Source organism: Acidobacteriota bacterium, assembly GCA_039683095.1.
GTDB lineage: Bacteria > Acidobacteriota > Aminicenantia > Aminicenantales > Saccharicenantaceae > RBG-16-66-30.
In genome coordinates, this window is record JBDKSB010000001.1 from 343,767 (window position 1) to 367,545 (window position 23,779).

18 protein-coding genes are annotated in these 23,779 nt (G+C 66.8%); 12 read left to right on the forward strand and 6 right to left on the reverse strand.

Annotation, left to right across the window (positions count from 1 at the left end; genetic code table 11):
* Positions 1-360 precede the first annotated feature (360 nt).
* From ABFD52_01595 to ABFD52_01610, 4 genes are all read left to right on the forward strand, one after another.
* Positions 361-903, forward strand: coding sequence for a flavin reductase family protein (locus ABFD52_01595; protein ID MEN6559452.1), 543 nt, complete (start codon positions 361-363; stop codon positions 901-903).
* 168 nt (positions 904-1,071) lie between these two features.
* Positions 1,072-2,106, forward strand: a complete 1,035-nt coding sequence (locus tag ABFD52_01600) for a hypothetical protein (GenBank protein ID MEN6559453.1) — start codon at positions 1,072-1,074, stop codon at positions 2,104-2,106.
* 198 nt (positions 2,107-2,304) lie between these two features.
* On the forward strand, positions 2,305-3,996 hold the full coding sequence (locus ABFD52_01605; protein ID MEN6559454.1) for a carbohydrate-binding domain-containing protein: 1,692 nt from the start codon (positions 2,305-2,307) through the stop codon (positions 3,994-3,996).
* A gap of 53 nt (positions 3,997-4,049) precedes the next feature.
* Positions 4,050-4,445 carry a hypothetical protein gene (locus ABFD52_01610; protein ID MEN6559455.1) on the forward strand — a complete coding sequence of 132 codons (396 nt, stop codon included), beginning with the start codon at positions 4,050-4,052 and terminating at the stop codon, positions 4,443-4,445.
* Here ABFD52_01610 and ABFD52_01615 read toward each other — a convergent pair.
* From ABFD52_01615 to ABFD52_01630, 4 genes are all read right to left on the reverse strand, one after another.
* Positions 4,418-5,815 (reverse strand): efflux transporter outer membrane subunit, encoded by a 1,398-nt coding sequence (locus ABFD52_01615; GenBank protein MEN6559456.1) that lies wholly within the window; start codon positions 5,813-5,815, stop codon positions 4,418-4,420. The two genes, ABFD52_01610 and ABFD52_01615, sit on opposite strands and share 28 nt — an antisense overlap.
* Before the next feature lies 1 nt (position 5,816).
* Positions 5,817-8,990, reverse strand: a complete 3,174-nt coding sequence (locus ABFD52_01620) for an efflux RND transporter permease subunit (protein ID MEN6559457.1) — start codon at positions 8,988-8,990, stop codon at positions 5,817-5,819.
* 33 nt (positions 8,991-9,023) lie between these two features.
* Positions 9,024-10,202, reverse strand: coding sequence for an efflux RND transporter periplasmic adaptor subunit (locus tag ABFD52_01625; protein MEN6559458.1), 1,179 nt, complete (start codon positions 10,200-10,202; stop codon positions 9,024-9,026).
* Between the two features lie 129 nt (positions 10,203-10,331).
* On the reverse strand, positions 10,332-10,493 hold the full coding sequence (locus ABFD52_01630) for a hypothetical protein (GenBank protein MEN6559459.1): 162 nt from the start codon (positions 10,491-10,493) through the stop codon (positions 10,332-10,334).
* Between the two features lie 16 nt (positions 10,494-10,509).
* On the opposite strand from ABFD52_01630, the gene ABFD52_01635 reads away from it, so the two are divergent.
* The 6 genes from ABFD52_01635 to ABFD52_01660 all read left to right on the forward strand — a co-directional run bounded on the left by ABFD52_01635 (position 10,510) and on the right by ABFD52_01660 (position 17,234).
* A complete protein-coding gene (locus ABFD52_01635) occupies positions 10,510-10,779 on the forward strand; it encodes a hypothetical protein (protein ID MEN6559460.1) in 270 nt (89 codons plus the stop codon).
* A 196-nt stretch (positions 10,780-10,975) separates the two neighbouring features.
* Positions 10,976-11,497: a TIGR03546 family protein gene (locus ABFD52_01640; protein ID MEN6559461.1), complete on the forward strand. Its 522-nt coding sequence runs from the start codon at positions 10,976-10,978 to the stop codon at positions 11,495-11,497.
* The gene (locus tag ABFD52_01645; protein ID MEN6559462.1) at positions 11,494-13,323 is read left to right on the forward strand and encodes a TIGR03545 family protein; all 1,830 of its coding nucleotides are present in this window, start codon (positions 11,494-11,496) and stop codon (positions 13,321-13,323) included. The genes ABFD52_01640 and ABFD52_01645 overlap by 4 nt, the downstream gene beginning before the upstream one ends.
* Positions 13,324-13,544: 221 nt before the next feature.
* A complete protein-coding gene (locus tag ABFD52_01650) occupies positions 13,545-13,844 on the forward strand; it encodes an alpha/beta hydrolase (GenBank protein ID MEN6559463.1) in 300 nt (99 codons plus the stop codon).
* Between the two features lie 110 nt (positions 13,845-13,954).
* The gene (locus ABFD52_01655; GenBank protein MEN6559464.1) at positions 13,955-14,722 is read left to right on the forward strand and encodes a methyltransferase domain-containing protein; all 768 of its coding nucleotides are present in this window, start codon (positions 13,955-13,957) and stop codon (positions 14,720-14,722) included.
* Positions 14,723-14,825: 103 nt separating this feature from the next.
* Complete coding sequence (locus ABFD52_01660; GenBank protein MEN6559465.1) at positions 14,826-17,234, forward strand: beta-L-arabinofuranosidase domain-containing protein; 2,409 nt, start codon at positions 14,826-14,828, stop codon at positions 17,232-17,234.
* A 36-nt stretch (positions 17,235-17,270) separates the two neighbouring features.
* Here ABFD52_01660 and dapF read toward each other — a convergent pair whose 3' ends face one another.
* Both dapF and ABFD52_01670 read right to left on the reverse strand, forming a co-directional pair.
* Positions 17,271-18,047 carry a diaminopimelate epimerase gene (dapF, locus tag ABFD52_01665; GenBank protein MEN6559466.1) on the reverse strand — a complete coding sequence of 259 codons (777 nt, stop codon included), beginning with the start codon at positions 18,045-18,047 and terminating at the stop codon, positions 17,271-17,273.
* Between the two features lie 94 nt (positions 18,048-18,141).
* The gene (locus ABFD52_01670) at positions 18,142-19,176 is read right to left on the reverse strand and encodes a substrate-binding domain-containing protein (protein MEN6559467.1); all 1,035 of its coding nucleotides are present in this window, start codon (positions 19,174-19,176) and stop codon (positions 18,142-18,144) included.
* A 198-nt stretch (positions 19,177-19,374) separates the two neighbouring features.
* Here ABFD52_01670 and ABFD52_01675 point away from each other — a divergent pair, with 198 nt between their 5' ends.
* Positions 19,375-22,431, forward strand: a complete 3,057-nt coding sequence (locus ABFD52_01675) for a TonB-dependent receptor (protein MEN6559468.1) — start codon at positions 19,375-19,377, stop codon at positions 22,429-22,431.
* A 234-nt stretch (positions 22,432-22,665) separates the two neighbouring features.
* Positions 22,666-23,667, forward strand: a complete 1,002-nt coding sequence (locus ABFD52_01680) for a tetratricopeptide repeat protein (GenBank protein MEN6559469.1) — start codon at positions 22,666-22,668, stop codon at positions 23,665-23,667.
* The last annotated feature ends 112 nt before the right edge of the window (positions 23,668-23,779 follow it).

Here is a 23,779-nt window from a genome sequence, read left to right on the forward strand (position 1 = left end):
GCTCTTGCTCGCCTTCGAGTCTTTCTGGAGGCGGCTCAGGGCCTGGTTCTGCTCCTCGCTCAATCGCATGCCGACGAACTTGGATTTATTCTTTTCGCGTGGCATCAGGCACTCCTGTGGGCGGTGGTGTTTAACATTACTATCTTAAGCCGGGGCAATGAGATTGTCAACAATATTAGGCATATAACATGGCGTCTCGACTCGTTTGTGGGCCGGCGTTTAACAAATAGCCAGAAGGATTCCCGGGTCTGATAACCGGGGCGGTTCCGGGCCCGGAGGCGTTTTCCCCCGGGCCCTTGACGCCGGCCCAAGCCTGACGTAGTGTCGGTTCAGGATCCGAAAAGGGAGGGGACAATGAAAATGAAAAGACTCCCCCTGCCGAAGGCGTTCATGCTCCTCGAGCCGGGTCCCGTGGTGCTTGTGGCCACGGCGGACGGCGGCAGGAACAACGTCATGACCATCTCCTGGCACATGGTCATGGATTTCACGCCGCGGTTCGCCCTGCTGACGGGGGCCTGGAACTTCTCTTATGAGGCCCTGGTCAAGACCCGGGAATGCGTGATCGCGATACCGACGGTCGATATCTCGGCCAAGGTCGTCGGTATCGGGACGTGTTCTGGCTCCGACACGGACAAGTTCGCCAGGTTCGGGCTTACGCCCATCAAGGCGAAATCGGTCCGGGCGCCGTTGATAGGGGAGTGCCTGGCGAATATCGAATGCCGCGTTTCCGATCATATCGGGGAGCACGACATCTTCGTTCTCGACGCGGTCCATGCCTGGGTGGACGAGGACAGGAAGGAACGGCGCACGATCCACGCCCGGGGGGACGGGACGTTCGTCGTCGACGGCCGGACGATCGATCATAGCGCGCTGATGCGTTCCAAGATCCCTCCGGGGGTCTGAGCCCTTGACTCGAGCCCGCGGCGGCCCGGGCGGTCCTGTCGCGCTTCGACCAGCGCTCGCAGCATTACGAGGCCCGCGGGCGCCGCGCCCGCTAGCCGCCTTCCTTGACACCCGGCAGGATCGGGACCTATCCTGGACCCGCTGGAGAGCGAACCAAGGAGGCGGATGATGGTCGGTCCAAGGGCGCGGTCTTCGTTCTTCCTTCTGGCAGCTGCGGCGGTCCTGGCGCTTGCCGCCGGGACCGCTTCGGCCGAGCTCGTGGCCAAGCTGCCGCAGGTGATGAACCCGTTCTTCCTCTCCATCGCCGGCGGCCGCATGTATATCGTCGAAAACGACGCGACCGTGCACATCTACGCGCTGGAGGCCGGGCGCGTCTCCTTCGTCAAGACGTTCGGACGGGCGGGCCAGGGACCCGGCGAGTTCGATTTCATCTACGCCGTCCGCCCCTTCAAGGACCACCTGGACATCCCCGGTTCGGCCAAGCTGGCCCGCTTCTCGCTTGACGGCGACTATCAGAGCGAGATCGTCTTCACCGTCGGGGCGTTCAAAGGCGCCTTCTATCGCCTGGCCGACCGGTACGTGGCCCGGGACATCGATTTCGATGACAAGGGGGCCACGACGACCATCCGTCTCTATGACAAGGATCTTAAATTGATCAAGGAGATCGGCCGCCGCACGGAGCCCTTGAATATCATGGAGAAGATCAATCTGGTGAGCGGCTATTACGCACCGCGCGTCTCCGGCGACCGCCTCTACGTGATCGATTCGGCCCGGGAATCGATCGTCGCAGTTTACGACCGGGACGGCGTTCTGCAGCGCAAGATCCGGCTGCCCCTCGAGCCGCAAAAGATGACGGCCGCGCTGAGGGACGCCGTCATCAGGACCGTCAAGGAGGGCTGGGCGGGCCGGATGCCCTGGGCGGAATACGAGAAGAGGCTGTTCTTTCCCGATGAGACACCGGGACTCGATTACTTCGAGGTCCTCGACGGGGCGTTCGCGGCCAGGACGTGGAAATACCGCCGGGATATGGTCGAGTTCGCCCTCTTCGACGGGCAGGGACGCGAACTGAAGCGATTGGAACTGCCTTTCACCGGCCGGCTGTCCAACGGCATCCTGTTCTGCTTCTGCGAGGGGCGCTATTATTACCTTCGCGAGAATCCAGGCGAAGAGGCCTGGGAGCTCCACGCCGAAAAGGCCTGGTAGTCCCCCGGGATGAAGAAGCGGGCGCGGACCATCCGGCGGATCCTGGCCTGGATCGTCCCCTGAGCCTGGGGCAGCATCCCCCGCGCCGGGGCTCCCGACCCGGGATCCGCGGGTTCCGGGCCGGGGACGCCTTGGAATAACCTCGGCTCCGCCGGTGTCAAATCGGATGTAGAGAGCCCCCCAACGGAGAAGAGAACCATGAAACGGACGCTCGCTCTGGCCGCGGTTTCGTGCCTGCTTTGCCTGTCCTGCAGCGGCGGAGGATCGGCCAACGACCCGGATCCCGGAGGGACGAGCGCCGAACCGGCGACAACGATCGATGCCGCGCCTTTCGCGGTTTCCGTCGCGGCCGAGGCGGACCCTCCGCCCCATCACCATGATCCGGCGGATATCGTCGCCAACAACGCTTTCGACAATGCCGTCGACATAGATTTCACCGCCAATACCGCCAAGTTGCCCGCCGATCCCGCCGACCCGGCGACCCAGACCATCACGCCGGAGGGCGTAACGCCCCTCGCCGGGGTCTCCGTTGCGCAGACGGCTTACGGCGTGACTATCACTTCCACGGCCGCCGGCGTCAGATACAACCTGGCGGGGTCATTGAGCGGGACGCTCGTCGTCAACAGCTCCAGCCAGTACCAGCTCTGTCTCGACGGCGTCGCGATAGATGCCGCCCAGGGGCCGGCGCTCGACCTGGAATCGTCGAAGAAGGTCTTCATCGTCTCCCCGGCCGGGACGGCCAACACGCTGACAGACCAGGCGACTTCCGGCACCATGGATAAGAAGGGCGCCCTGTACGGCAAGGGGGCCATGATCTTCAGCGGCGACGGAACGACGACCGTGACAGGGAACTACAAGCACGGCATTTACAGCAAGGACTATATCCGGATCTGCGGCGGAACGCTCAACGTCACGGTCAATGCCAAGAACGCCGTCCAAACGGTGAATGGCTTCATCTTCGACGACGGGGATCTGACGGTCAACGCCCGCGGGGAAACGCTGGGCGATGAGAGCAAGGGGATCAGGGTCGAGGGCCTGGAAGGCGCGGCCGGCGCGGGGAAAGGGTACATAGTCGTCAACGGCGGGCGCATCAACGTCACGTCCGTCGGCAAAGCCATCACGGCCGGCTGGGATATCGACGAAGACGAGACGGTGACGCCCGGGGACCCGTCGGACAACCCCGACCCCGACGTCATCATCAATAACGGCGTCATCGACGTCACAACGACGGGGACCCCGGAGCCCGACGACATCAACGGCGACGGCCTGACCCTGAGCCCCGAAGGGATCGAGGCGAAATCGGACCTGGTCATCAACAGCGGGTACATCGTCGTCAACGCGACCGAGGACGGGCTCAACGCGGGAGATTCGATCACGATCGGCGGCGGATACGTCTATCTGAAGAGCCAGTCCGGCGACGCGTCGGATTCCAACGGTTCGACCAAGATCTCCGGAGGCGTCGTCGTGGCTATAGGCCAGTCCGGCGCCGTGGAAGGCTCGTTCGACAGCGAGCCCGGGCATCCCTTCGCCATCACCGGGGGGATCTTGGTCGGGATCGCCGCCAACACCAGCGAGCCGACCGCGTCGGCCTGCACCCAGAACGCCGTCGTCACCGGCCGGCTGACGGCCGAAAGGACCATGGCCCTCAAGGCCGATGCCGGGACGGTGGCCTTCGCCTTCTTCGTGCCCAGGTCCTTTGAGACGATGATCATATCCTCCCCGCTGATCTCGGTCGGAACAGCGTACACCGTCTACACGGGCGGGACCGCCACGGGGGACAACGTCTTCGGAGGCCTTTATCTCGGGAATCTCGGCTATTCCGGCGGAACGGCCGGAACAGCGTTCACGGCGTCGTCGGGGGTCACCCGGATAGGCGGAACGTTCTTCTGATCTCGACCCGAGGAGAGGGGGCGAGATGATGAGATCATATCTCCGCGGCGCCGTTGACGAACGGCTTCGCCGGCGGGCCCCTCTTCTTCGTCTGCGATAGGGCGGCCGTCATCACCCTGAGCGGCGCGGCGCCCGTCAACAGCTTGGACATGCTGCTCGTGGCCGGCCAGGCCTCCACGGCCTCCCAGTATATCGATGACGTCAACAGCGACTGGGGGACCCTCGGCGGCACGGTGACGTTCAGGGCGACGAACGAAACGATGGCCGGCAAGATCATCATCTGCGACAGCTCGAGCTCGATCGACCTGACGCTTGCGGGATCGACCCTCACCGGCGCCATCGACGGCGACGACAAAGGGCCGGCCGACAAGCTGACGGCCCGGACCTCCCGGCCGGGCCGCGGGGCCCGGGCCGCGAGGGGTCACAAACCTCCGCCCAGGACCTTGTAGAGGGCGACCTGGTTGACCCGGCGGGCCAGCTTGGTCGCGACAAGCCCCCGCTGGGCGTCGTAGAAGGACCGCTGGGCCACCAGGACGCCGAGATAGCTGTCGATGCCTTCCTTGTAGCGGGCCTCGGAGAGACGGTAGCTCTCGCCCAGGGCCTCGGCCAGGGATCGCTGGGCGTCCAGCTGCTCGACGAGGGTCGAGCGAAGGGCCAGGGCGTCGCTGACCTCGCGGAAAGCCGTCTGGATGGCCTTCTCGTACTGGGCCACGGCGATGTCGCGGTCGACCTTGGCCGCCTTGAGGTTGGCGACCAGGGAGCCCCCGGCGAAGAGAGGCTGGACGATCTGCGGCGCGTAGCTCCAGTAGCCCGTCCCGGACTCGAACAGCCCGGCCAGGGCGGGCGCCAGGGTGCCGGCCGCGGCGGTCAGCGAGATGCGCGGGAAGAAGGCCGCCCGGGCGGCGCCGATGTTGGCGTTCAGGCTCTTGAGCTGGTATTCGGCCGCCAGGATGTCGGGCCGCTCGAGGAGGATGCCGGAATCCAGGCCGGCGGAGATGTCCTTCAGCTCGGCGACCGCGGCCAGCCCGCCCGGCAGAAGGCCGGCCGGGACCTCTCTCCCGGCCAGTAGGTTCAGGGCGTTCGTGTCCGCGGCCACGAGCCCGGTGTAGCGGGCGACGTCGACGCGGGCCGCTTCCACCTGGCTCTGGGACTGGCGCAGGGTCAGGTCCGAGGCGACTCCGGCGTCCCGGCTTTTCAGGATCAGCTCATAAGAAGCTTTCTGGGCTTCGAGGGTCGCCTTGGCCAGATCGAGCGATTCACGGTCGGCCGCCAGGGACAGGTAGGAGCCGGCGACGGCGGCCACCAGGGAGATCTGGGCCGACTTCCGCCCCTCGACCGTGGCCAGGTACTGGTTCAGGGCCCTGGCCTTCAGGCTGCGAAGGCGGCCGAAGAGGTCCAGCTCCCACGACGCCGTGCCCATGACGCTGTACTGCTCGACCGTATAGGCGTTGCCGGTTGACGACATCTGCCGCGGGATCCTGTAGTTGTCGGCGCCGGCGGCCGCCGCGGCGCTCGGATACAGGCTGGATCGCTGGATCCGGTAGACGGCCTGCATCTTTTCGACGTTGAGGGCCGCGATCCGCAGGTCGCGGTTGTTGGCCAGGGCCAGCTCGATGACGCCGCGCAGGCCGGGATCGGTGAAGAATTCCCGCCAGGCCGGCTCCGGCGCCGCCGGCGCGGCGGGGGAACCGCCCGTAACGGCCGGGCCGGCCGGCAGGGCGGCCGGGACCGGCGCCTCGGGACGGCGGTACTTGGGGATCATGGTGCAGCCGCCCAGAAGGAGGACGGCCAGGGCTAGGGACAGGGTCTTGTTGCGCATCTTATTCTTCTTTCGATTGCTCGGCGAAGCTCGCTTCGCGCGGCGCGCGGTTCCGGCCGAGCCCGGAGATCTTCTCGATCAGGACGTAGAACAGGGGCGAAAAGACGAGCACCAGCACGGTGGCCGTGACCATGCCGCCGAGGACGCTGGTGCCGATGGCGTTCTGCGACCCCGACCCGGCGCCCGTGCTGACGGCCAGGGGCAGGACGCCGAAGCCGAAGGCCAGCGAGGTCATGAGGATCGGGCGGAACCGGAGCTTGGCCGCCTCGAGCGTGGCTTGGATGAGGTCCATGCCCGCCTCCACGCGGGCCTTGGAGAACTGGACGATGAGGATGGCGTTCTTGGCCGTCAGCCCGAGGGTGGTCAGCAGGCCGATCTGGAAATAGACCCCGTTGGTCAGGCCGCGAAGGGACGTGGCGATGACGCCGCCGATCGCGCCGAGGGGCAGGGCCATCAGGACCGAGATGGGGATGGCCCAGCTTTCATAGAGGGCGGCCAGGCACAGGAAGACGACGAAGATGGCGAAGGTATAGAGGAGGCCGGTTTGCGAGCTGGACTGCCGTTCCTGGTAGGAGAGGCCGGTCCAGTCATACCCGATGCCCGCCGGCAGCTTGGCGATGGCCTCTTCCATGGCCTTCATGGCCTCGCCCGAGCTGACGCCGGGCGCCGGCTGGCCCATGATGTTCATGGACGGGAAGCCGTTGTAGCGTTCGAGCCGCGGCGAGCCGGAGGTCCAGCGGCCGGTGGCGAAGGCGGAGAGGGGGACCATCTTCCCGGCGTTGTTCCGGACGAAGAGGCGTTCCAGGTCCTGGGGCAGCATGCGGTAGGGCGCGTCGGCCTGGACGAAGACCCTCTTGATGCGGCCGGCCTGGATGAAGTCGTTGGCGTAGGCGCTGCCGAAGGCGGCCGAGATGGTGTTGTGGATCGAGCCGATGGGCACGCCGAGCGCGCCGGCCCTGTCCCAGTCCACGTCGACCCGGTACTGTGGCACGTCCTCCAGCCCGTTGGGGCGGACGCCGGTCAGCCGCGGGTCCTGGGCCGCCAGGCCGAGAAGCTGGTTGCGGGCGGCCGTCAGGGTCTCGTGGCCGAGGCCGCCCATGTCGAGCAGCTCCAGGTCGAACCCGGAGGTCATGCCCAGCTCGGTCACGGCCGCCGGGGCGAGGACATAGATGGAAGCGTTGCGGATCTGCGAGAGGGCCCGGTTGGCCCTCCCCGCCACGGCCTTGACCCGGAGGTCCTTGGTCGGGCGGAGATCCCAGTCCTTGAGCTTGACGAAGAGCATGCCGACGTTCTGGCCGCTGCCGGCGAACCCGGCGCCGACGATGCCCATGCACGAGTCGACGGCGTCCTTCTCGTTCTGCTCGAAATAGCCCTGGATCTGGGCCATGACGGCCTTGGTCTGTTCGAAGGTGTTGCCTCTCGGCAGGGTCACCTGGCAGAGCAGAGCCCCCTGATCCTCGTCGGGCAGGTAGGAGGTAGGCAGCCGGAGATACAGGAAGCCCAGGAGGGCGACGATCAGGACGAAGACCGCGATGTACCGTTTCTTCTTGGCCAGCGCGCGGCCGACCAGCCGCGAGTACCACTCGCGCAGGCGGTAGAAGCCGCGGTTGAACTTTCTAAAGAACGGCCGCAGCAGGCGGAAGGTGGTCTCCGAGGTGTCGTGGCCGGCGGCGACCGGCTTGAGGATCGAGGCGCAGAGGACGGGCGTCAGGATCAAGGCCACGACGACCGAGAGCATCATGGCCGTGACGATGGTGACGGAGAACTGCCGGTAGATGACGCCGGTCGAGCCGGCGAAGAAAGCCATGGGCACGAAGACCGCAGAGAGCACGAGGCCGATGCCGATGAGGGCGCTGGTGATCTGGTCCATCGATTTGGCCGTCGCCTCGCGGGGCGACAGCCCTTCCTCGGACATGATCCGCTCGACGTTCTCGACGACGACGATGGCGTCGTCGACGAGCAGGCCGATGGCCATGACCATGGCGAACATCGTCAGCATGTTGATGGTGTAGCCGAAAAGCGCCAGCAGCGCGAACGTGCCCAGGAGCACGACCGGGACGGCGATGGTCGGGATGAGCGTGGCCCGGAAGTTGCCCAGGAAGAGCCACATGATGAGGAAGACCAGAAGGACGGCCACCAGGAGGGTCTTGAAGACCTCGTTGATGGACACCCGGATGAAGGGCGTCGTGTCGTTGTTGTAGGTGACCTTCATGCCCGCCGGGAAGTACCGGCTCATATCGGCCATCTTGGCCTTGACGGCCGCGGACGTTTTCATGGCGTTGGCCCCGGCGGCCTGCCGGACGGCCAGGCCGGCCGAGGGCTTGCCGTTGTAATAGACCTCGGCGTTGTAGTACTGGGTCCCCATCTCCGTCCGGCCGACGTCGCTGATCCGGACGACGGAGCCGTCCGGGTTCGTCCGCAGGGGGATGGCGGCGAACTCGTCGGGCTTCTGGAGCATGTTCTGGACGATGATCGAGGCGTTCAGGCGCTGGCCGGGCTGAGCCGGCATGCCGCCGAATTGGCCGGCCGAGACCTCGACGTTGTAGGACCGCAGGGCGGCCAGGACTTCCGCGAACGTCAGCCGGTAATCCGTGAGCTTGTCCGGGTTGAGCCAAACGCGCATGGCGTACTCGGAGCCGAAAGAGGACACCTCGCCGACGCCGGGGATGCGGGCCACGACCTTTTCGAGGTTGGACTTGGCGTAGTCCATCAGGTCCTTGCCGTCCATGCTGCCGTCTTCCGAGATCAGGCCGATGATCATAAGGTAGTTGCGGGTGGACTTGGTGACCGTCACGCCCTGGGTCTGGATGACCGAGGGCAGGTTGGCCATGGCCATCTGGAGCCTGTTCTGGACCTGGGCCCAGGCCAGGTCGGGGTCCGTGCCCGGGGCGAAGGTCATCTCGAGGCGGGATGCGCCCGACGAGTCGCTCGTGGCGGACATGTAGAGCAGGTTGTCGAAGCCGGTCATCTTCTGCTCGATGATCTGGGTGACGCTGTTCTCGACCGTCTCGGCCGATCCGCCGGGGTAATAGGCGGAAATGGCGATGGACGGCGGGGCGATCGGCGGGTATTGGGCTATGGGCAGCATATAGATCGCCAGGGCCCCCGCGGCCATCATGGCGATGGCGATGACCCAGGCGAAGACAGGGCGCTTCAGGAAGAATTTCGATAACATCTCGGGCCTCCGTCGAATCGGATCCGCGGCCGGTTATTTCGCGGCGGCGCCGGCCGCCGCCGGGGCCGGGGCCGGGGCCGCGATCCGCACGGCCGCGCCGGGCCGGACCCTCAGCTGGCCCTCGGTGATGACCCGGTCGCCGGCGGCGAGCCCCTTGCCGACGAGCCACTGGTCGCCGATGGCCCGCTCGATCTCGAGCGGCCGCTGCTCGACCTTGCCCTCGCCGTTGACGATCAGGGCATAGGGACTGCCCTTCGTGTCGCGGCTGACCCCCTGCTGGGGGACGAGGAGAGCCTGGTCGCTCACCCCTTCCTCGACGATGGCCCGCACGAACATGCCGGGGAGCAGGACCTTGTCGGGATTGGGGAAGACGGCCCGCAGGGTCACCGATCCCGTGGTCGGGTCGACGGTGATGTCGCGGAACTGCAGGGTGCCTTCCTGCGGGTAGGGGGTGCCGTCCTCGAGTTTCAGCCGGACCCTGCTCCAGGCCTCCTTGTCCTGCCTCAGCTCCCCGCTCTCCATGAACCGACGCAGGCGGAGGACCTCGGCGCTGGACTGGATGACATCCACGAAGATGGGATCGAGCTGCTGGACGACGGCCAGGGGCGCGCCCTGGTAGGCGTTGACTAGGGCGCCGACCGTCACGGCCGAGCGGCCGATGCGGCCGGAGATGGGCGACTTGATGGGCGTATAGCCGAGATTGATGCGGGCGTTCTCCAGGGCCGCCCGGGCGGATTCCGCGCCGGCCTCGGCCGTCTGAAGGGCCGACACCGCGTCGTCATAATCCTGCTGGCCGACGGCGTTGATGGCGGCGAGGTTCTTGAACCGGTCGGCGCGCGAACGGGCCGCCGGGATCTTGGCTTCGGCCACGGCCAGGGCGGCCTTGGCCTGCTCGAAAGCCGCCTGATAGGGGGCGGGGTCGATCTGGTAGAGGACGCTGCCGGCCCGGACGTCCGCGCCTTCCGTGAACAGGCGCTTCTGGAGGATGCCGTTGACCTGGGGCCGGATCTCGGCGACGAGGAAGGCCGTCGTGCGGCCGGGTAGCTCGGTGGTCAACGCCAGCCGTTCCGTCCGGAGCGTGACGACCGCGACCTCGGCGGGCCCGGCGGCCGGCATGGGTTTGGACTTGCAGGCGGCGGCCAGGGCGCTCAGGACGATCAAGGCCAGCGCGGGCATTCGGCGAAGCTTGGGGTTCGAAGGCGTGCGGCTCATGGGGTGACTCCTTTCTCTGCCGCGGGGATCTCCCGCGGTCCCGGGGCGGTCTGTAAAGCTATCGATCATGGTTCGTTCTCCAGGGATCGTGATGATTCCGTCGGTCTCGGCGGATCGGGGTGGAGGGGCCTAGGCCCCCTGCGGGCCCTCCGGCCGGCGCCCCTCCGCCTGGGGGGGGCCGAAGGACTCGAAGGCTTCCTTGATCAGGTCCTCGCCGGTCAGACCGAACTCCTCTGACAGGAACCGCTCCTCTACGCAGGCCATGCGGATCAAACCGAGGATCATGCCCATCAGGATGAGGGTCGTCTTGACCGGATCGGCGCCGGCCCTGAATGTCCCGTCGGCGATGCCGCTCTTGACCAGATCGAGGTTGAGGGAGAAGATCTCTTCCTTTGCTCAGTTCCGCGGCCTCGGCGATCTCGTCGATGGTCGTGGCGCCGAACCCCTTGGCGAAGAAGAGCTTCTCGGCCGCATCGATGATGCTTTCCTGGCGCATCTTCTTGTCCCGTTCACGGCGATCGACGATGCTCATGCGGTCCTTATTCCCTTCTGCGGCGATTTGGTTAAATTATACTAATGAACAATTAATGACTATCGGTCATAGTAATCGGCCATCATAGCAGTTAATTGAATTTTGTCAAGGGACCCGGCTGCCCGCCTCCGCGGGAAGGGCTGCACGTCCCGGATCCCGGCGGCCGCCGCGATAAGCCGTTGACACGCGGCCGGAGCCGGGCATATGATGCCGGGGATCGGAAACCTGGGAGGTGTCGCCCATGATCCAGGCCCTTATCAAGATCCTCAAGGTCCTCAACTCCGAGACGCATCCGGCCCAGATCTCGCTCGGGCTCTGCTTCTCGGTCATCGTCGCCTTCACGCCGAAGTTCAGCGTCCACAACGTCGTCATCCTGTTCCTCATCCTCTTTTTCCGCATCAACCTGTCCGCCTTCCTTCTCGGCGGCTTCCTCTTCTCGGGCGTCGGCGCCCTGCTCGACCCCCTGTTCCACAAGCTGGGCCTGGCCCTCCTGACCGTTCCCGGCCTGGAGAAGCTCTGGACGGCCTTCTACAACGCCACCATGTGGCGGGTCGAGCGGTTCAACAACTCCGTCGTCATGGGCGCCCTCTTCTCCGGGCTGGTCCTGTTCGTGCCGCTCTATTTCCTCTTCAACGCCTGCGTCCGCTACTACCGCAAGCACGTCTACGACCGTGTTCAGAAGCTGAAGATCATGAAGCTCATCAAGGGCAACGACCTCTACCAGAGATACCGTAGCCTCAAGGAATGGGGAGGCCTGGCATGACGGCCCCGAGCGAGCCCAAGCTCCAGGGACCGGCGGGGACGCCCGAGCCGGCGCCGGCTGAAAACGGCCGGAAGAACCGGAAGACCCGGAAGAGATCGACGATCGTCCGCTGGCAGGGCATCATCATCTTCTTCGTCGTCTGCGCCCTGCTGGCGGCCTTCTGGCGGCTCTTCCTCAACGGCTTCACCGAGCGGGCCATCGAGAAGACGGGCGCGGCCATCGTCGGCGCCGAGGTCGATCTCGACGCGGCCCGCGTCTCGCTCTCGCCGCTCGGCATCACGTTATCGGGGCTCCAGGTGACGAACCCGGCCGCGCCGGCCACTAACATCGTCGAGGCCGGCCGCATCGCCTTCCACATGGACGGCCAGAACGCCCTCCGCCACAAGGTCATCATCGACGAGATGCGCGTCGAGGGCGTCCGGCTGAACTCGCCGCGCAAGAGGCCGGGGTTCGTCTCCAAGACCGAGGGCCCGAGCGTGATCCAGCAGCTGGCCGAGCTGCCCTCGTTCGTCATCCCGAACGTCAAGGAGGTCTTCGAAGAGGAGAAGGCCAACCTGCCGTCGCTCAAGCTGATCGCCGGGGCGGTCGAAGACAGCCAGAGGGCCCGGGCCAAGTGGGACGGGAAGATCAGGGAGATCAGGGCGGCCTCCGACCCGGACAAGTACCAGAAGATGTACGAGGCGCTCAAGGCGAGGAAGGGCAAGGCCTCACTCGGCAACATCCTCGGCGGCGCCAAGGACGTCGTCGCCCTCCAGAAGCAGGTGCGGGAGGACCTCAAGACCATCGCTTCGGCCAAGAACGAGTTCACGGCCGACGCCTCCGCCCTCAAGAAGGTCGTCACGGACGCGCCCGCTCTGGTCGCCTCCGACGCCCAGAGGCTGATCGAGAAATACTCTTTCAGCCAAGCGGGGCTGGCGAACATCAGCCGGCTCCTGTTCGGCGGCAAGATCGCCGGCCAGGTCTCTTCCGCGCTCCGGTGGAACGAGCGGCTGTCGCCCCTCATCGACCGGATCAAGACCAAGGTCAAGGGCAGGGACGCGGTCAAGCCGCTCCGGGCGAAAGGGCTGGACGTGCGGTTCCGCGAGGACCGCCCCCTGCCGGACTTCCTGGCCCGCCTGATCAACGTCTCGATCAGCCTGCCGGCCGGGGACTTCGGGGGCCGGATCGAGAACCTGACGCCCGACCAGGACGTCCTCGGGCAGCCGCTCAAGTTCCGCTTCTCGGGCGAGAACCTCAAGGGCCTCAAATCGGCGGTCCTCGAAGGCGCGTTCGACCGGACCCGCGCCGACGCCCGGAAGGACATCCTGAACTTCCGCGTCCGGGGCTATCAGGCCCGCGGCCTGAAGCTCTCGACGAGCCGGGCCCTGCCGGTCTCGCTGGCCGAAGGATCGGTGGACCTCGACGCCGGCGCGACCGTGGAGAAGGGGCGAATCTCCGCCAGGATCTCCGCCGGGCTCCGGGGGGTCCGCCTGGCGATCGAGAAGACGGAAGAACGCCAGGCCCTGGCCGGCCGGGTGGATGCGGCGCTCCGGACCGCCCTCCTGTCCGTCTCGAACCTGAGCCTCACGGCCGAGATCACGGGCGCCTCCGACAGCTTCGAGGTCAAGGTCCGCTCGGACATCGACGACCTCCTCAAGAACGCGGCCGGCGCCGTCGTCCGGGACCAGATGGCGGGATTGGAGAAGGACCTGAAGGCGGCGATCAACGAACGGGCGGCCGGGCCGCTGGAGAAGCTCGGCTCGGGCCTCAAGGGGCTCGACGGCTGCGGCCTCGAGCTGGACGGCCTGTCCAAGCGCCTGAACGACCTCCTGAAGAAGTGGAAATAGCCGGGGGTAGCCCCGGGGAGGACGGAATCCCGGCAGGCGGAACAGGCGGGGGCCGCGGGAAGCCGTCCCGTCTCGCAGCCGGGGGGCCGGCCCCCGGCGTGCCAGTTGGCACATATCTTGCCGAAAGCAAGATGAAGGAGGCGCCATGCCGGCTGACGGTCGCCATCGCTGCCTGACCATCCGCATCCTCTATCCCCGACCCGGCGGCGGGGCCTAGGCCCGTGGACAGGCCGAGGACCGCATATCTCGACAGGCCCGGCGGGAGGATCGCTTTTAACGTCGCCGGCCGTGGACCGCTCGTCATCATGGGCAGCCGGGATGCCGACTCCCCCGACCCGGAGGCGGAAGCCGGGCTGGTCGCCGGACGCCTGAACGGCCGGGTCCTGATGGTGTCCGGGGCCGGCCACTATCCCCAGGCCGAGTATCCCGAGGTGGTGAATCCGGCCGTCATCGGATTCCTGGACTCGATCTCGCGCCGGGTTCGGCCATACGCAGGCGGAGGACGGCAAGCGGGCGCTTGACTCCCGCCCGGCTCCGGGCTATCTTCCCTTCGCGCGCCGCGGCCGCGATCCCTGCCCGAAAAGTGGACGGCCGAGGGCCGGGCGGACCGGGCGCATACCGGAGAACGGGCATGACCAAGAAGTGGTACGAAGCGCTCTTCACTGATTTCGCGGAAGCCTACGACAAGGAGGCTTTCACCCGCGGCACCCCCGGCGAGTGCGACTTCCTCGAGTCCGAGATCGGCGGCGACCGCTCGGTCCCGATCCTCGACATCGGCTGCGGCACGGGCCGGCACGCGATCGAGCTGGCCCGGCGCGGCTACAAGGTGACGGGGATCGACCTGTCGCCGTCCCAGATCGACCGGGCCCGGGCCAAGGCCGCGGCCGCCGGGGTCGCCCCGGATTTCCGGGTCGGCGACGCCCGGGCCCTCCGCTTCGGCCCCGAGTTCGGCCTGGCCGTCATGCTCTGCGAGGGCGCCTTCCCGCTCATGGAGACCGACGAGATGAACTTCGAGATCCTGCGCGGCGCGGCCCGGGCGCTGCGCCCGCGCGGCAAGCTGGTCATGACCACGCTCAACGGCCTCTTCCCGCTGCACCGTTCGGTCGGTCAATTCGAGAACGAGGGCAAGGGCGAAGACGAGGCCGCGACCGGGGGCCACGACTTCGACCTGATGACCTTCCGGATGCATTCCAGGCTCAAGGCCCGCGACGACCACGGTTGCCCGATCGAGATCGACTGCGACGAGCGCTGGTACGTCCCCTCCGAGCTGGCCTGGCTGCTCAAGCAGGCCGGGTTCGCCTCGGTCGGGATCTTCGGCGCCAGGCTGGGCGGCTTCAGCCGCTCGGACCGGCTGACCCCTGACGACTTCGAGATGCTGGCCGTGGCCGTGAAGCCCTGAGCCCGGCCGGCCCCGTCCGGAACGACGGCCCGCGGCGCCGGCGCCGCTTTTTCGATGCGATATAATCGAAATGGGCCGACCCTTTCGGCATCGCGAGGTGATCATGGACAGACGGCGGCTTGTCGGTTTCGTTGGCCTGACGGCCCTTTGGCTGATGCCTCTCTCTCTCCCGGCCGGGTCCGGGCCGGCCGCGCCAGCGGTCGCGCCGAAGGCCCGTCCCTTGCCGCTCGGCGACGTGCGGCTGACCGGCGGCCCCTTGAAACATGCCCAGGACCTGGACGCCGCCTACCTGCTCTCGCTTTCGACCGACCGCATGATGGCCTTCCTCCGCAAGGCGGCCGGGCTCGAGCCCAAGGCCCCCGGATACGGCGGCTGGGACGGCGACGACCGCCAGCTGACCGGCCACATCGCCGGCCATTACCTTTCCGGCGTGAGCCTGATGTACGCGGCGACGGGCGACCCGCGGTTCAAGGAGCGGGCCGACGCCCTCGTAGCCGAGCTGCGGGCCGTCCAGGACAAGAACGGCGACGGCTACATCGGCGCCCAGACCGACCGGGCCGGAACGCCGGGGAAGGTCCTCTACGGCCAGATCGCCGCCGGCGACATCCGCTCGTCCGGCTTCGACCTCAACGGCATGTGGTCGCCCTGGTACGTCCAGCACAAGATCTTCGCCGGCCTGCGGGACGCCTATCGTTTCGCCGGGAGCCGGTCGGCCCTGGAGGTCGAGACCCGGTTCGCGGCCTGGGCCGAAGGGGTCCTGTCCGGGCTCGATGACGCCCAGATCCAGAAGATGCTGAACACCGAGTTCGGCGGCATGAACGAGGTCCTGGTCGACCTCTGTGCCGACACGGGCGACCGGCGCTGGCTCGCCCTCGCCGACCGGTTCGAGCACCGCGCGATCGTCGAGCCCCTGGCCAGGGGCGAGGACATCCTGCGCGGCAAGCACGGCAACACCCAGGTCCCCAAGCTCCTCGGCGTGCTGGCCCGCTACGTCGCCACGGGCCGGCCGTCCGACGGCGCCGCGGCGAGGTTCTTCTGGGACCGCGTGGCCCTCCATCACAGCTTCGCCACCGGCGGCCACGGCCGGAACGAGTACTTCGGCGAAGCGGACAAGCTCGACGACATGATCGAGGGCCGGACGGCCGAGACCTGCAACGTCTACAACATGATCAAGATGTCCCGGGCCCTGTTCGCCCTCGACCCGCAGATCCGTTACGCCGATTTCCACGAGCGGGCCCTCTTCAACCATATCCTCGGCTCTATGGACCCGGCCGACGGCTCGACCTGTTACATGGTCCCCGTGGGCCAGGGCGTCGTCCGCGAGTACCAGGACATGCAGGAGGACTTCACCTGCTGCGTCGGCTCGGGCATGGAGAGCCATGCCCTCCACGGCTACGGGATCTACGACGGATCGGGGGACACGCTCTGGGTGAACCTCTACGCGCCCTCGACGGCGGATTGGCGCGCGGCCGGCGTCCGGCTGGCCATGGCGACATCCTTTCCGGAGGGCGAGGAGGCCGAGCTGACCATCCGGACGGCGAAGCCGCGCTCCTTCACGATCGCGCTCCGGCGGCCGTACTGGGCGGGGGCGGGCTTCTCGGTCACGGTCAACGGCGAGGCCGTGAAGGATCCCGGCCCGGCCGGGTCCTACGTCCGCATCTCCCGAAAATGGCGGACGGGGGACAAGGTGGCCCTGATCCTGCCCAAGGCCCTCCGGCTGGAGCCCCTCCCGGACAATCCCGACCGGGCGGCCATCCTCTGGGGCCCGCTCGTCCTGGCCGGCGACCTCGGGCCGATCCCGGCGCGGCAGCCCCGGGACGAATCCATCGCGACGGCGGCCACGGCCGCCGAGTGGCCGGCGACGCCAGTCCTCGTGACCGCCGAAACCTCCCTCGACGCCTGGATCAAGCCCGTGGCCGGGAGGCCCGGGGTCTTCCGGACCGCCGGCGCCGGCCGCGACAGGGACGTCGATCTCGTCCCGTTCTATCGCCTGCACCGGCGCGTCTACGCGGCCTACTGGGATATCCTGACCCCGCGGAAGTGGGAGGAACGGGCGGCGTCCCTGAAGGCGGCCGAGGAGGCCCGGCGCCGGCTCGAGGCGACCACGGTCGCCTTCGCCCAGCCGGGACAGATGCAGTCCGAGCGGGACTTCAACCAGCAGGGCGGCAGGACCTTCCCGGCCCAGCTCCGGGGCCGGTACGGACGACGGGCGGCCGACTGGTTCTCGTTCGACCTGGCCGTCGATCCCTCGGCGCCGCTGAGCCTGATCGTGACCTGCAGCCGCGAGGAGCCGGCCGACCGCGCCTTCGCCATCCTGGTCGACGGCCGGAAGGTCGGGGAGCAGCGCATCCCCCGGCGCAGCCCGCAGGAGAAAGAGGGCTTCTTCGACGCCGCCTATCCCATCCCGGCCGAGGCCGTCGCCGGCAAGACGAAGGTCACGGTCCGGTTCGAAGGGATCGAAGGCCGCGAGACCGGAACGGTGTTCGGCATCCGGATCGTTCGGATCGATTGAACGCCCCGCGCCTTCGAGCGGGCCGCGGCCGGGCCCTTAGGCCTCGATCGACCCCGTGAAGACGAAGGTCGCCGGGCCCGCGAGCCGGACGTTCGTGACCAGGTCCCCCCGGATCTCGAACTCGACCCTCAGGCGTCCGCCCCGGGCCCGGACGTCGACGGGGCCGCCGGCGGCATGCGCCCTCAGGGCGGAGGCGATGGCCGAGGCGGTCACTCCCGTGCCGCAGGCCCAGGTCTCCTCTTCCACTCCCCGCTCGAACGTCCGGATGTAAAGGCCCTCGGGCGTCGTCTCGACGAAATTGACGTTCGTGCCGCCCGGCGCGAACAGGGGAGACCAGCGCCATTTCCGGCCTTCGGCGGCGACGTCGATCCCGTCGATCCCGGAGGCGAAGATGACCAGGTGGGGGGACCCGGTGTCGAGGAAATAGTGCCCTTCGACCGCCCGGCATCCCCGGACGTCGGAGAGCCGGAGCCGGACCGTGTCCCCCGCGACATCCGCCTCGTGGAGCCCGTCATAGGCCAGGAATCTCTGCCGCGGTCCGGCGATCTTCCGTCTCAGGGCGAAGCTGGCGGCGCACCGGCCTCCGTTGCCGCACATCGACCCGGGCCGGCCGTCGGCGTTGAAATAGCGCATCTCGTAATCGGCCCGGTCGGAGGGAAGGATCAGGATCAGCCCGTCGGCTCCGACCCCGAAGCGGCGGTCGCACAGCCGGCGGACGAGGTCCGCGTCGCCGGGATCGAGGACGTTGTCGCGGCCGTCGACGATGACGAAATCGTTGCCGGCGCCCTGGTACTTGTCGAAGCGGATCGTCATGCGGGTTCGAGCCACCTCCCGGAATGATACGGGAGGCCCGGCGTCGCGTCAAGGAACCGCGGACCGGCGCCTCGGCGGGGCGGCCCGGCCGCGGTCAGCTCCTGTAGAAGTCGATGTTCTCCGCGGTGACGATGTCGATCTGCATCGTCACGTTCTTCGGGACCGGCTCCTTGAGGACGACGTGGCGGTAGAGGGTGCAGACGCCCTCGTACCCCTGGCGTTCCGGCTGCTGGCTGATGAGGAAATCGATGACCCCTTCGCGGAGCCAGCGGACGTTCTCGTCGATGAGGTCGTAGCCGACGATATGGATCTTCCCCGACACGCCGCGGGACTTGACGAAAGCCGCGGCATAGTGGGTGCTGGCGTTGGATACGAAGATGCCGCGGAGGTCCGGATGCCTGGCGATGATCCGGCGGACCGTGCGGGCGCTGGCGGCCAGCGTCCCCTCGCCGTCGAACTCATAGACCTCGCTCGTGATCCCGGGGCAGCGCCGGCAATAGGACTGGAAGCCCTTGACCCGGTCGTCGATATGGAAATCCTTGGGCAGGACCTTGATGATGGCGACATGCCCCGGCGCCGTCACCAGCAGCCTCATGAGCCGGGCCGAGAGAACGCCGCTCTGGAAGGAATCCTGGCCGATGGACGAGAGGTGGGGGACGCCGGGGATGAACGAGTCGAAGAAGACGCAGGGCGTACGGTGCGGCCAGGCCCGCAGGAACTTCTCGAAGGCCTCGGACGCGACCGGGGCGACGAGAAGGCCGTCGAGCGCGGCGGCCAGGACCTGCCGCCGGGCCCGGGCGAAGGACGAAGCGGAGTGCTTGTCATAGAAGAAGCGGCGGATGCGGACGTTCTGGGAACGGAGCTCGGCCTCGGCCCTGGCGACGCCCCGGAGCGGCAGGGTCCAGTAGCCGCCGTCCTGGGCCGGCCGAGGCATCAGGACGCCGAAGACGAAGGCCTTGCCCAGCTTGAGGTTCCGGGCGAAGATGTTGGGCTTGTACTCGAGGTCCTTGACGATGCGCAGGATGCGCTTCTCCGTCGCCGGCGAGACCCGGCCGCGCTTGTGAAGGACCCGGTCGACCGTTCCGATGGACACCCCGGCCAGCCGGGCGATGGTCTTGATCGTTCCGATGCTCGTTCTCCTCGGCGCCCTGGCGAGCGGCGTTGCCTATGATATAAGGACCATTCCCATCCAAGTCAAGGAAATCGAAAAAACGGCTTGACAACGGGTCGATTCCGCTTATTATCAATGTGTACGATAACGCAGGAATTATCCTGCGCTTCCGCGATGACATAGATTTCCCGAAATCAACAGCAGAAAGGAGAGGCCATGAGATCACGGAAATCCTTAGGCGTGCTCCTGCTCGGCCTGCTGCTGGCTCCCTTCCTGACCGCTCAGGTGAGCCGGCAGACGGGCGTGATCAAGGGCGTCGTCACGGACATGAGCGGGGCGGCCTTGCCGGGCGTGAGTGTCGCCGCCGCCAGCCCCGGGCTGATGGGCACGATCGCATCGGTCACGGACTCGACCGGCGCCTACCGGCTGGTCAACCTGCCGCCCGGGACCTACACGATCACGGCCAGCCTGCCGGGCTTCAAGACGGTGAAAAAGGGCGGCATCATCGTCCAGGTCGGGCAGACCTACCTGGTCAACCTGCAGACCGAGGCGAGCCCGTTGAGCGAGGAGATCACGGTCACCGGCGCGGCCCCGGTGGTGGACGTGGAGTCGAACAAGGTCACCAGCGTCATCACCACCGAGCTGCTCCAGAACCTGCCCCTCAACCGCAACATCAACGGCCTCTTCAATATCACCGCCGGCAGCGCCGGCTCGATCGGCGCCTACTCGGGCAGCATCCACGGCGCCAACTCCGGCTCGACGGCCTACGAGATCGACGGCGTCAACGGGGAAAGCCCGACCACGGGCGGCATGCAGATCTCCCCGCAGTACGAGAGCATCGAGGAGATCGAGATCGCCACGGCCGGGCTGCCGGCCCAGGTCGGCGCCTCCGGCGGCTCGTTCATCTCGGTCGTCACCAAATCGGGCGGCAACACCTTCCACGGCCAGGCCCAGACCTACTACACCGCCAAGGGCCTGAACCAGATGCTCTTCACCAACGAGGAGCTCAACGCCTTCGGGAGGTCCAAGCCGTCGTTCGCCAAGTACGACGTCGACGGGTCCGTCTCCCTGGGCGGCCCGATCATCAAGGACCGGATCTGGTTCTTCACCACGCTCGACTATCGCCAGAACGAGTACACGCTGAACAACGTCCCGGTCACCCTGGAAGGGACCCTCTACGACGTCTTCACCAACCCGACCAAGACCTACTCGCCGTTCCTCAAGCTGACGACACAGCTCAACAAGGACATGCGCCTGTTCTTCATGTTCAACGGCAGCTACACACGGAACCTCTACGGGCCGAGCTATTACCAGGTCTTCGATTCCACCACCCGCTCCCGCTCGAACAGCATGGCCGTGACCGCCAACCTCAACTGGATGCTCGGCGCCAGCACCTACATCGACATCCGCGGCGGCTACAACAACCTGGACTGGTCGCTGACCTCCCAGCCGGATGCCCGGCTGAATGCCACCAAGATCGACGACTACACCGGTTACGTCTGGGGCGACAAGGATGGCGAGGAACAGTACACCATCCGCCGGGGCGAGACCGGGAGCATCCGGATGACCCACTTCCTGGACAACGTGCTGGGCGGCAATCACGAGCTCGGCGCCGGCGTCGAGTACGTCTACTCGTTCGACCGCCTGACCGTGGCCCGGGGAAACCCGCTGACCATCCATTACTATAACGGCAACCCCTACGCCTACGCCGCCCAGGGCCGGGACCGGGCCACCTACGGGGACGGCTACATCCAGCTGTTCAACATGGGCCCGAACGAGGGCGACTCGACCAAGGACCTGCCCGGCAACCGCTTCGGCGCCTACCTGCAGGACTCCTTCAGCGTCAAGAACCGCCTGACCGTCAACCTCGGCTTCCGCTATGACTACTATTGGGGCGGCTTCGGCGGCGCGAGCTCGACCGGCACCGCCACAGACGGGCTGGCCTACAAGATGGGCGAATTCGTCGCCGAGACCATCGGCTGGAACCCCTACGCGGCGATGACCTGGGAACCGATGCGCAAGACCATGCAGACCTCGGCCCTCTCGCCCCGCATCGGCGCGAGCTACGATCTCTTCGGCAACGGCAAGACGGCCCTGAAGATCTCCTGGGGCCGCTATTATGAAGCCATGCCCGTCATGTGGTTCTCCAACGCCCAGGCCTCCATCCAGCAGAACTACGCCTACAACTGGTGGGACGACAACGGCAACCACGTCCCCGACGACCCCGGCGTCGACACGTACGTGCCGACGGACGGCTATTGGTCGTTCGTCGAACAGGACCTGACGGCCCTCCGCCGGCTCGTCGCCGGCAAGGGCGAGCAGTACCAGCTGAAGGCCCCCTGGAACAACGAGCTGGTCGTTTCCCTGTCCCACGAGCTGGTCAAGAACTTCTCGGTCAAGCTGCAGTACGTCAACAAGCTGGGCCGGCGGGACCACTGGGACACGATGTACGACATCTCGACCAAGAGGTACCTGAGCTCGCTGCAGGACGCTCCGGCCGGCTTCTGGGTCCCGTTCACGACCACCGTGCCGGCGGTCGGCGCCTGGCCGGAATCGACGGTCACGATCTACGTCCCGACGAACGATTACAACTGGGATAACGTCGTTTCGCGGCAGGCCAGCAATCCCTATTCCAAGCGGCGCTACAACGGCATCGAGCTGGCCTTCGACAAACGCTACGCCAACGGCTGGGCCATGGGCGGCTCGATCACCCTGGCCAAATCGAAGGCCATCACGCCCTACGACCCGAACTATGTCGTCAACGGCTGGGGGGCGGACATCAACGATATCCCGATGGCCATCAAGCTCTTCGGCTCGTTCCGCCTGCCCCTCGAGTTCGTCGGCTCGTTCATCTACCGCCACATCGAGGGCGGCCCGCTCAACTACGGCGGAAACTTCTGGGACAAGTCGTTCGACGTCTACGTCTACGTTCCCGACGACTGGCTGGCCGCGCACAACTGCGTGACCTGGTATAACTATATCGGCGTCCAGCTCGCGCCCAACGGCACGCACCGCCAGGCTTCCTGGGACAACGTCGATTTCAGGCTGGAGAAGCAGTTCAAGTTCGGGTTCGGGACCGTGTCCGTTTTCGCCGACGTCTTCAACCTGCTCGGCAACAAGTACGTCTACAGCGGCTTGAACCCGGCCGGCGTCTGGTATCCGGTCGACGAGAACACTTCCGTCGGGACCCGCGAGCTCGACTACTACTACAAGAAGGTCACGAGCGTCTCGGGGCTCAGGATCTTCAAGTTCTCGGCCCGCGTCACTTTCTGATCCGGATGTCGTCGCGGGGGAGGGGCCCGGCCCCCCCCCTTCTTTTCTATTCTTCTCCTATCTCCGGGAATCCCTCTCGCGGCTGCGATGGGCGTTGCCCTCGAAGATCCCCGTTGCTGGAGAGGGGGGCCGGGGAGCTGGAGGCACTGCCCTGAGCAAAGCAGCCTTCTTTTTCGCCCGGGGAGCGCGCATAATGGAGATGACCCTGACGAAGGGACGGGAACGGACATGACCATGAAACATCGCCTTCTTCGCGTCCTCCGGCTCGGCGCGGCCGGGTGCCTCGCGGCCGTCCTGGCGCTCGCCCTTCCGGCCGTCCTGGCGGGCCAGGAGAACCTCGGCCGGGGCCGGGTCACGGGCAAGGTCGTCGACCGGAACGATCGTCCGGTCGCGGGGGCGCTGATCGTCGCCCAGAGCCTGACCGCCCTGACCACGAGGCTCGAGGCCAGGACCGACGGCAAGGGCGGCTTCGTTGTCGGCGGGATGGGGACGGGCCCCTGGCGCTTCACTGTCGGCAAGAGCGGATACCAGGACGCCGTCCAGGACGTCGACGTGCACCAGCTCCGGCCGAACCAGCCGCTGGTCTTCGTTCTGACCGAGCTTGCGGCCGCCGCCCCCGCGGACAATGCCCGCAAGGAGGCCGAAGACAACCTGGCCCTCGGCAACCAGCTCCTGGCGGCGGAGAAATATGCCGAGGCCCGGGAGCTACTGGAAGGTTTCCTGAAGGACCATCCCGACGCCTATCAGGTCCGGCTGCAGATCGGCATGTGCTCTCTCAAGCTCGGGGAGACCGACCTGGCCGAGACGGAGCTGAAGGCCCTGCTGGACGCGATCGCGGCGAAGTCGGGATCATACGACAAGGAGCCGGCCTTGGCGGTCCAGGCCCTGGCCGGGCTGGGCGAGGCGGCGGTCAAGCGCGGCGACATGGAAGCCGCGATGGCCCGCTTCCGCGAGGCCCTGACCGTGTCCCCGACAAGCGAGCTCGTCGCCTATAACGTGGCCGAGATCCTTTTCGCCAACCAGAAGACCGACGAGGCGATCCAGTATTACCTGATGGCCATCGAGATCAAGAAGGACTGGCCCAAGCCGTACTACAAGCTGGGCATCGCCTGCCTGAACAAGGGCGATTATCCCAAGGCGCTCGAATACCTGCGCAAGTTCGTGGCCCTGGACCCGCAGAGCCAGGCCGCGGCGGAGGCCCGCAACGTCATCGCCGCCATCGAAAAGATGAAATAGGCCAGGCCGGCTTCCATCCTGGAATGCCTTGAATCCGGGCGGACGACCGGATTAGAATGGGGCGCGGATCCGATCGAAGCCCTGGGCCCGGCGATCCGGCCCCAGATCACCG

What these genes read in the sequence shown, in the direction of transcription:
- ABFD52_01595 (MEN6559452.1), top strand. Translation starts at nt 361, where the DNA reads ATGAAAAGACTCCCCCTGCCGAAGGCGTTCATGCTCCTCGAGCCGGGT.
- ABFD52_01600 (MEN6559453.1), top strand. Translation starts at nt 1,072, where the DNA reads ATGGTCGGTCCAAGGGCGCGGTCTTCGTTCTTCCTTCTGGCAGCTGCG.
- ABFD52_01605 (MEN6559454.1), top strand. Translation starts at nt 2,305, where the DNA reads ATGAAACGGACGCTCGCTCTGGCCGCGGTTTCGTGCCTGCTTTGCCTG.
- ABFD52_01615 (MEN6559456.1), bottom strand. Translation starts at nt 5,815, where the DNA reads ATGCGCAACAAGACCCTGTCCCTAGCCCTGGCCGTCCTCCTTCTGGGC.
- ABFD52_01620 (MEN6559457.1), bottom strand. Translation starts at nt 8,990, where the DNA reads ATGTTATCGAAATTCTTCCTGAAGCGCCCTGTCTTCGCCTGGGTCATC.
- ABFD52_01625 (MEN6559458.1), bottom strand. Translation starts at nt 10,202, where the DNA reads ATGAGCCGCACGCCTTCGAACCCCAAGCTTCGCCGAATGCCCGCGCTG.
- ABFD52_01630 (MEN6559459.1), bottom strand. Translation starts at nt 10,493, where the DNA reads ATGGGCATGATCCTCGGTTTGATCCGCATGGCCTGCGTAGAGGAGCGG.
- ABFD52_01640 (MEN6559461.1), top strand. Translation starts at nt 10,976, where the DNA reads ATGATCCAGGCCCTTATCAAGATCCTCAAGGTCCTCAACTCCGAGACG.
- ABFD52_01645 (MEN6559462.1), top strand. Translation starts at nt 11,494, where the DNA reads ATGACGGCCCCGAGCGAGCCCAAGCTCCAGGGACCGGCGGGGACGCCC.
- ABFD52_01655 (MEN6559464.1), top strand. Translation starts at nt 13,955, where the DNA reads ATGACCAAGAAGTGGTACGAAGCGCTCTTCACTGATTTCGCGGAAGCC.
- ABFD52_01660 (MEN6559465.1), top strand. Translation starts at nt 14,826, where the DNA reads ATGGACAGACGGCGGCTTGTCGGTTTCGTTGGCCTGACGGCCCTTTGG.
- dapF (MEN6559466.1), bottom strand. Translation starts at nt 18,047, where the DNA reads ATGACGATCCGCTTCGACAAGTACCAGGGCGCCGGCAACGATTTCGTC.
- ABFD52_01675 (MEN6559468.1), top strand. Translation starts at nt 19,375, where the DNA reads ATGAGATCACGGAAATCCTTAGGCGTGCTCCTGCTCGGCCTGCTGCTG.
- ABFD52_01680 (MEN6559469.1), top strand. Translation starts at nt 22,666, where the DNA reads ATGAAACATCGCCTTCTTCGCGTCCTCCGGCTCGGCGCGGCCGGGTGC.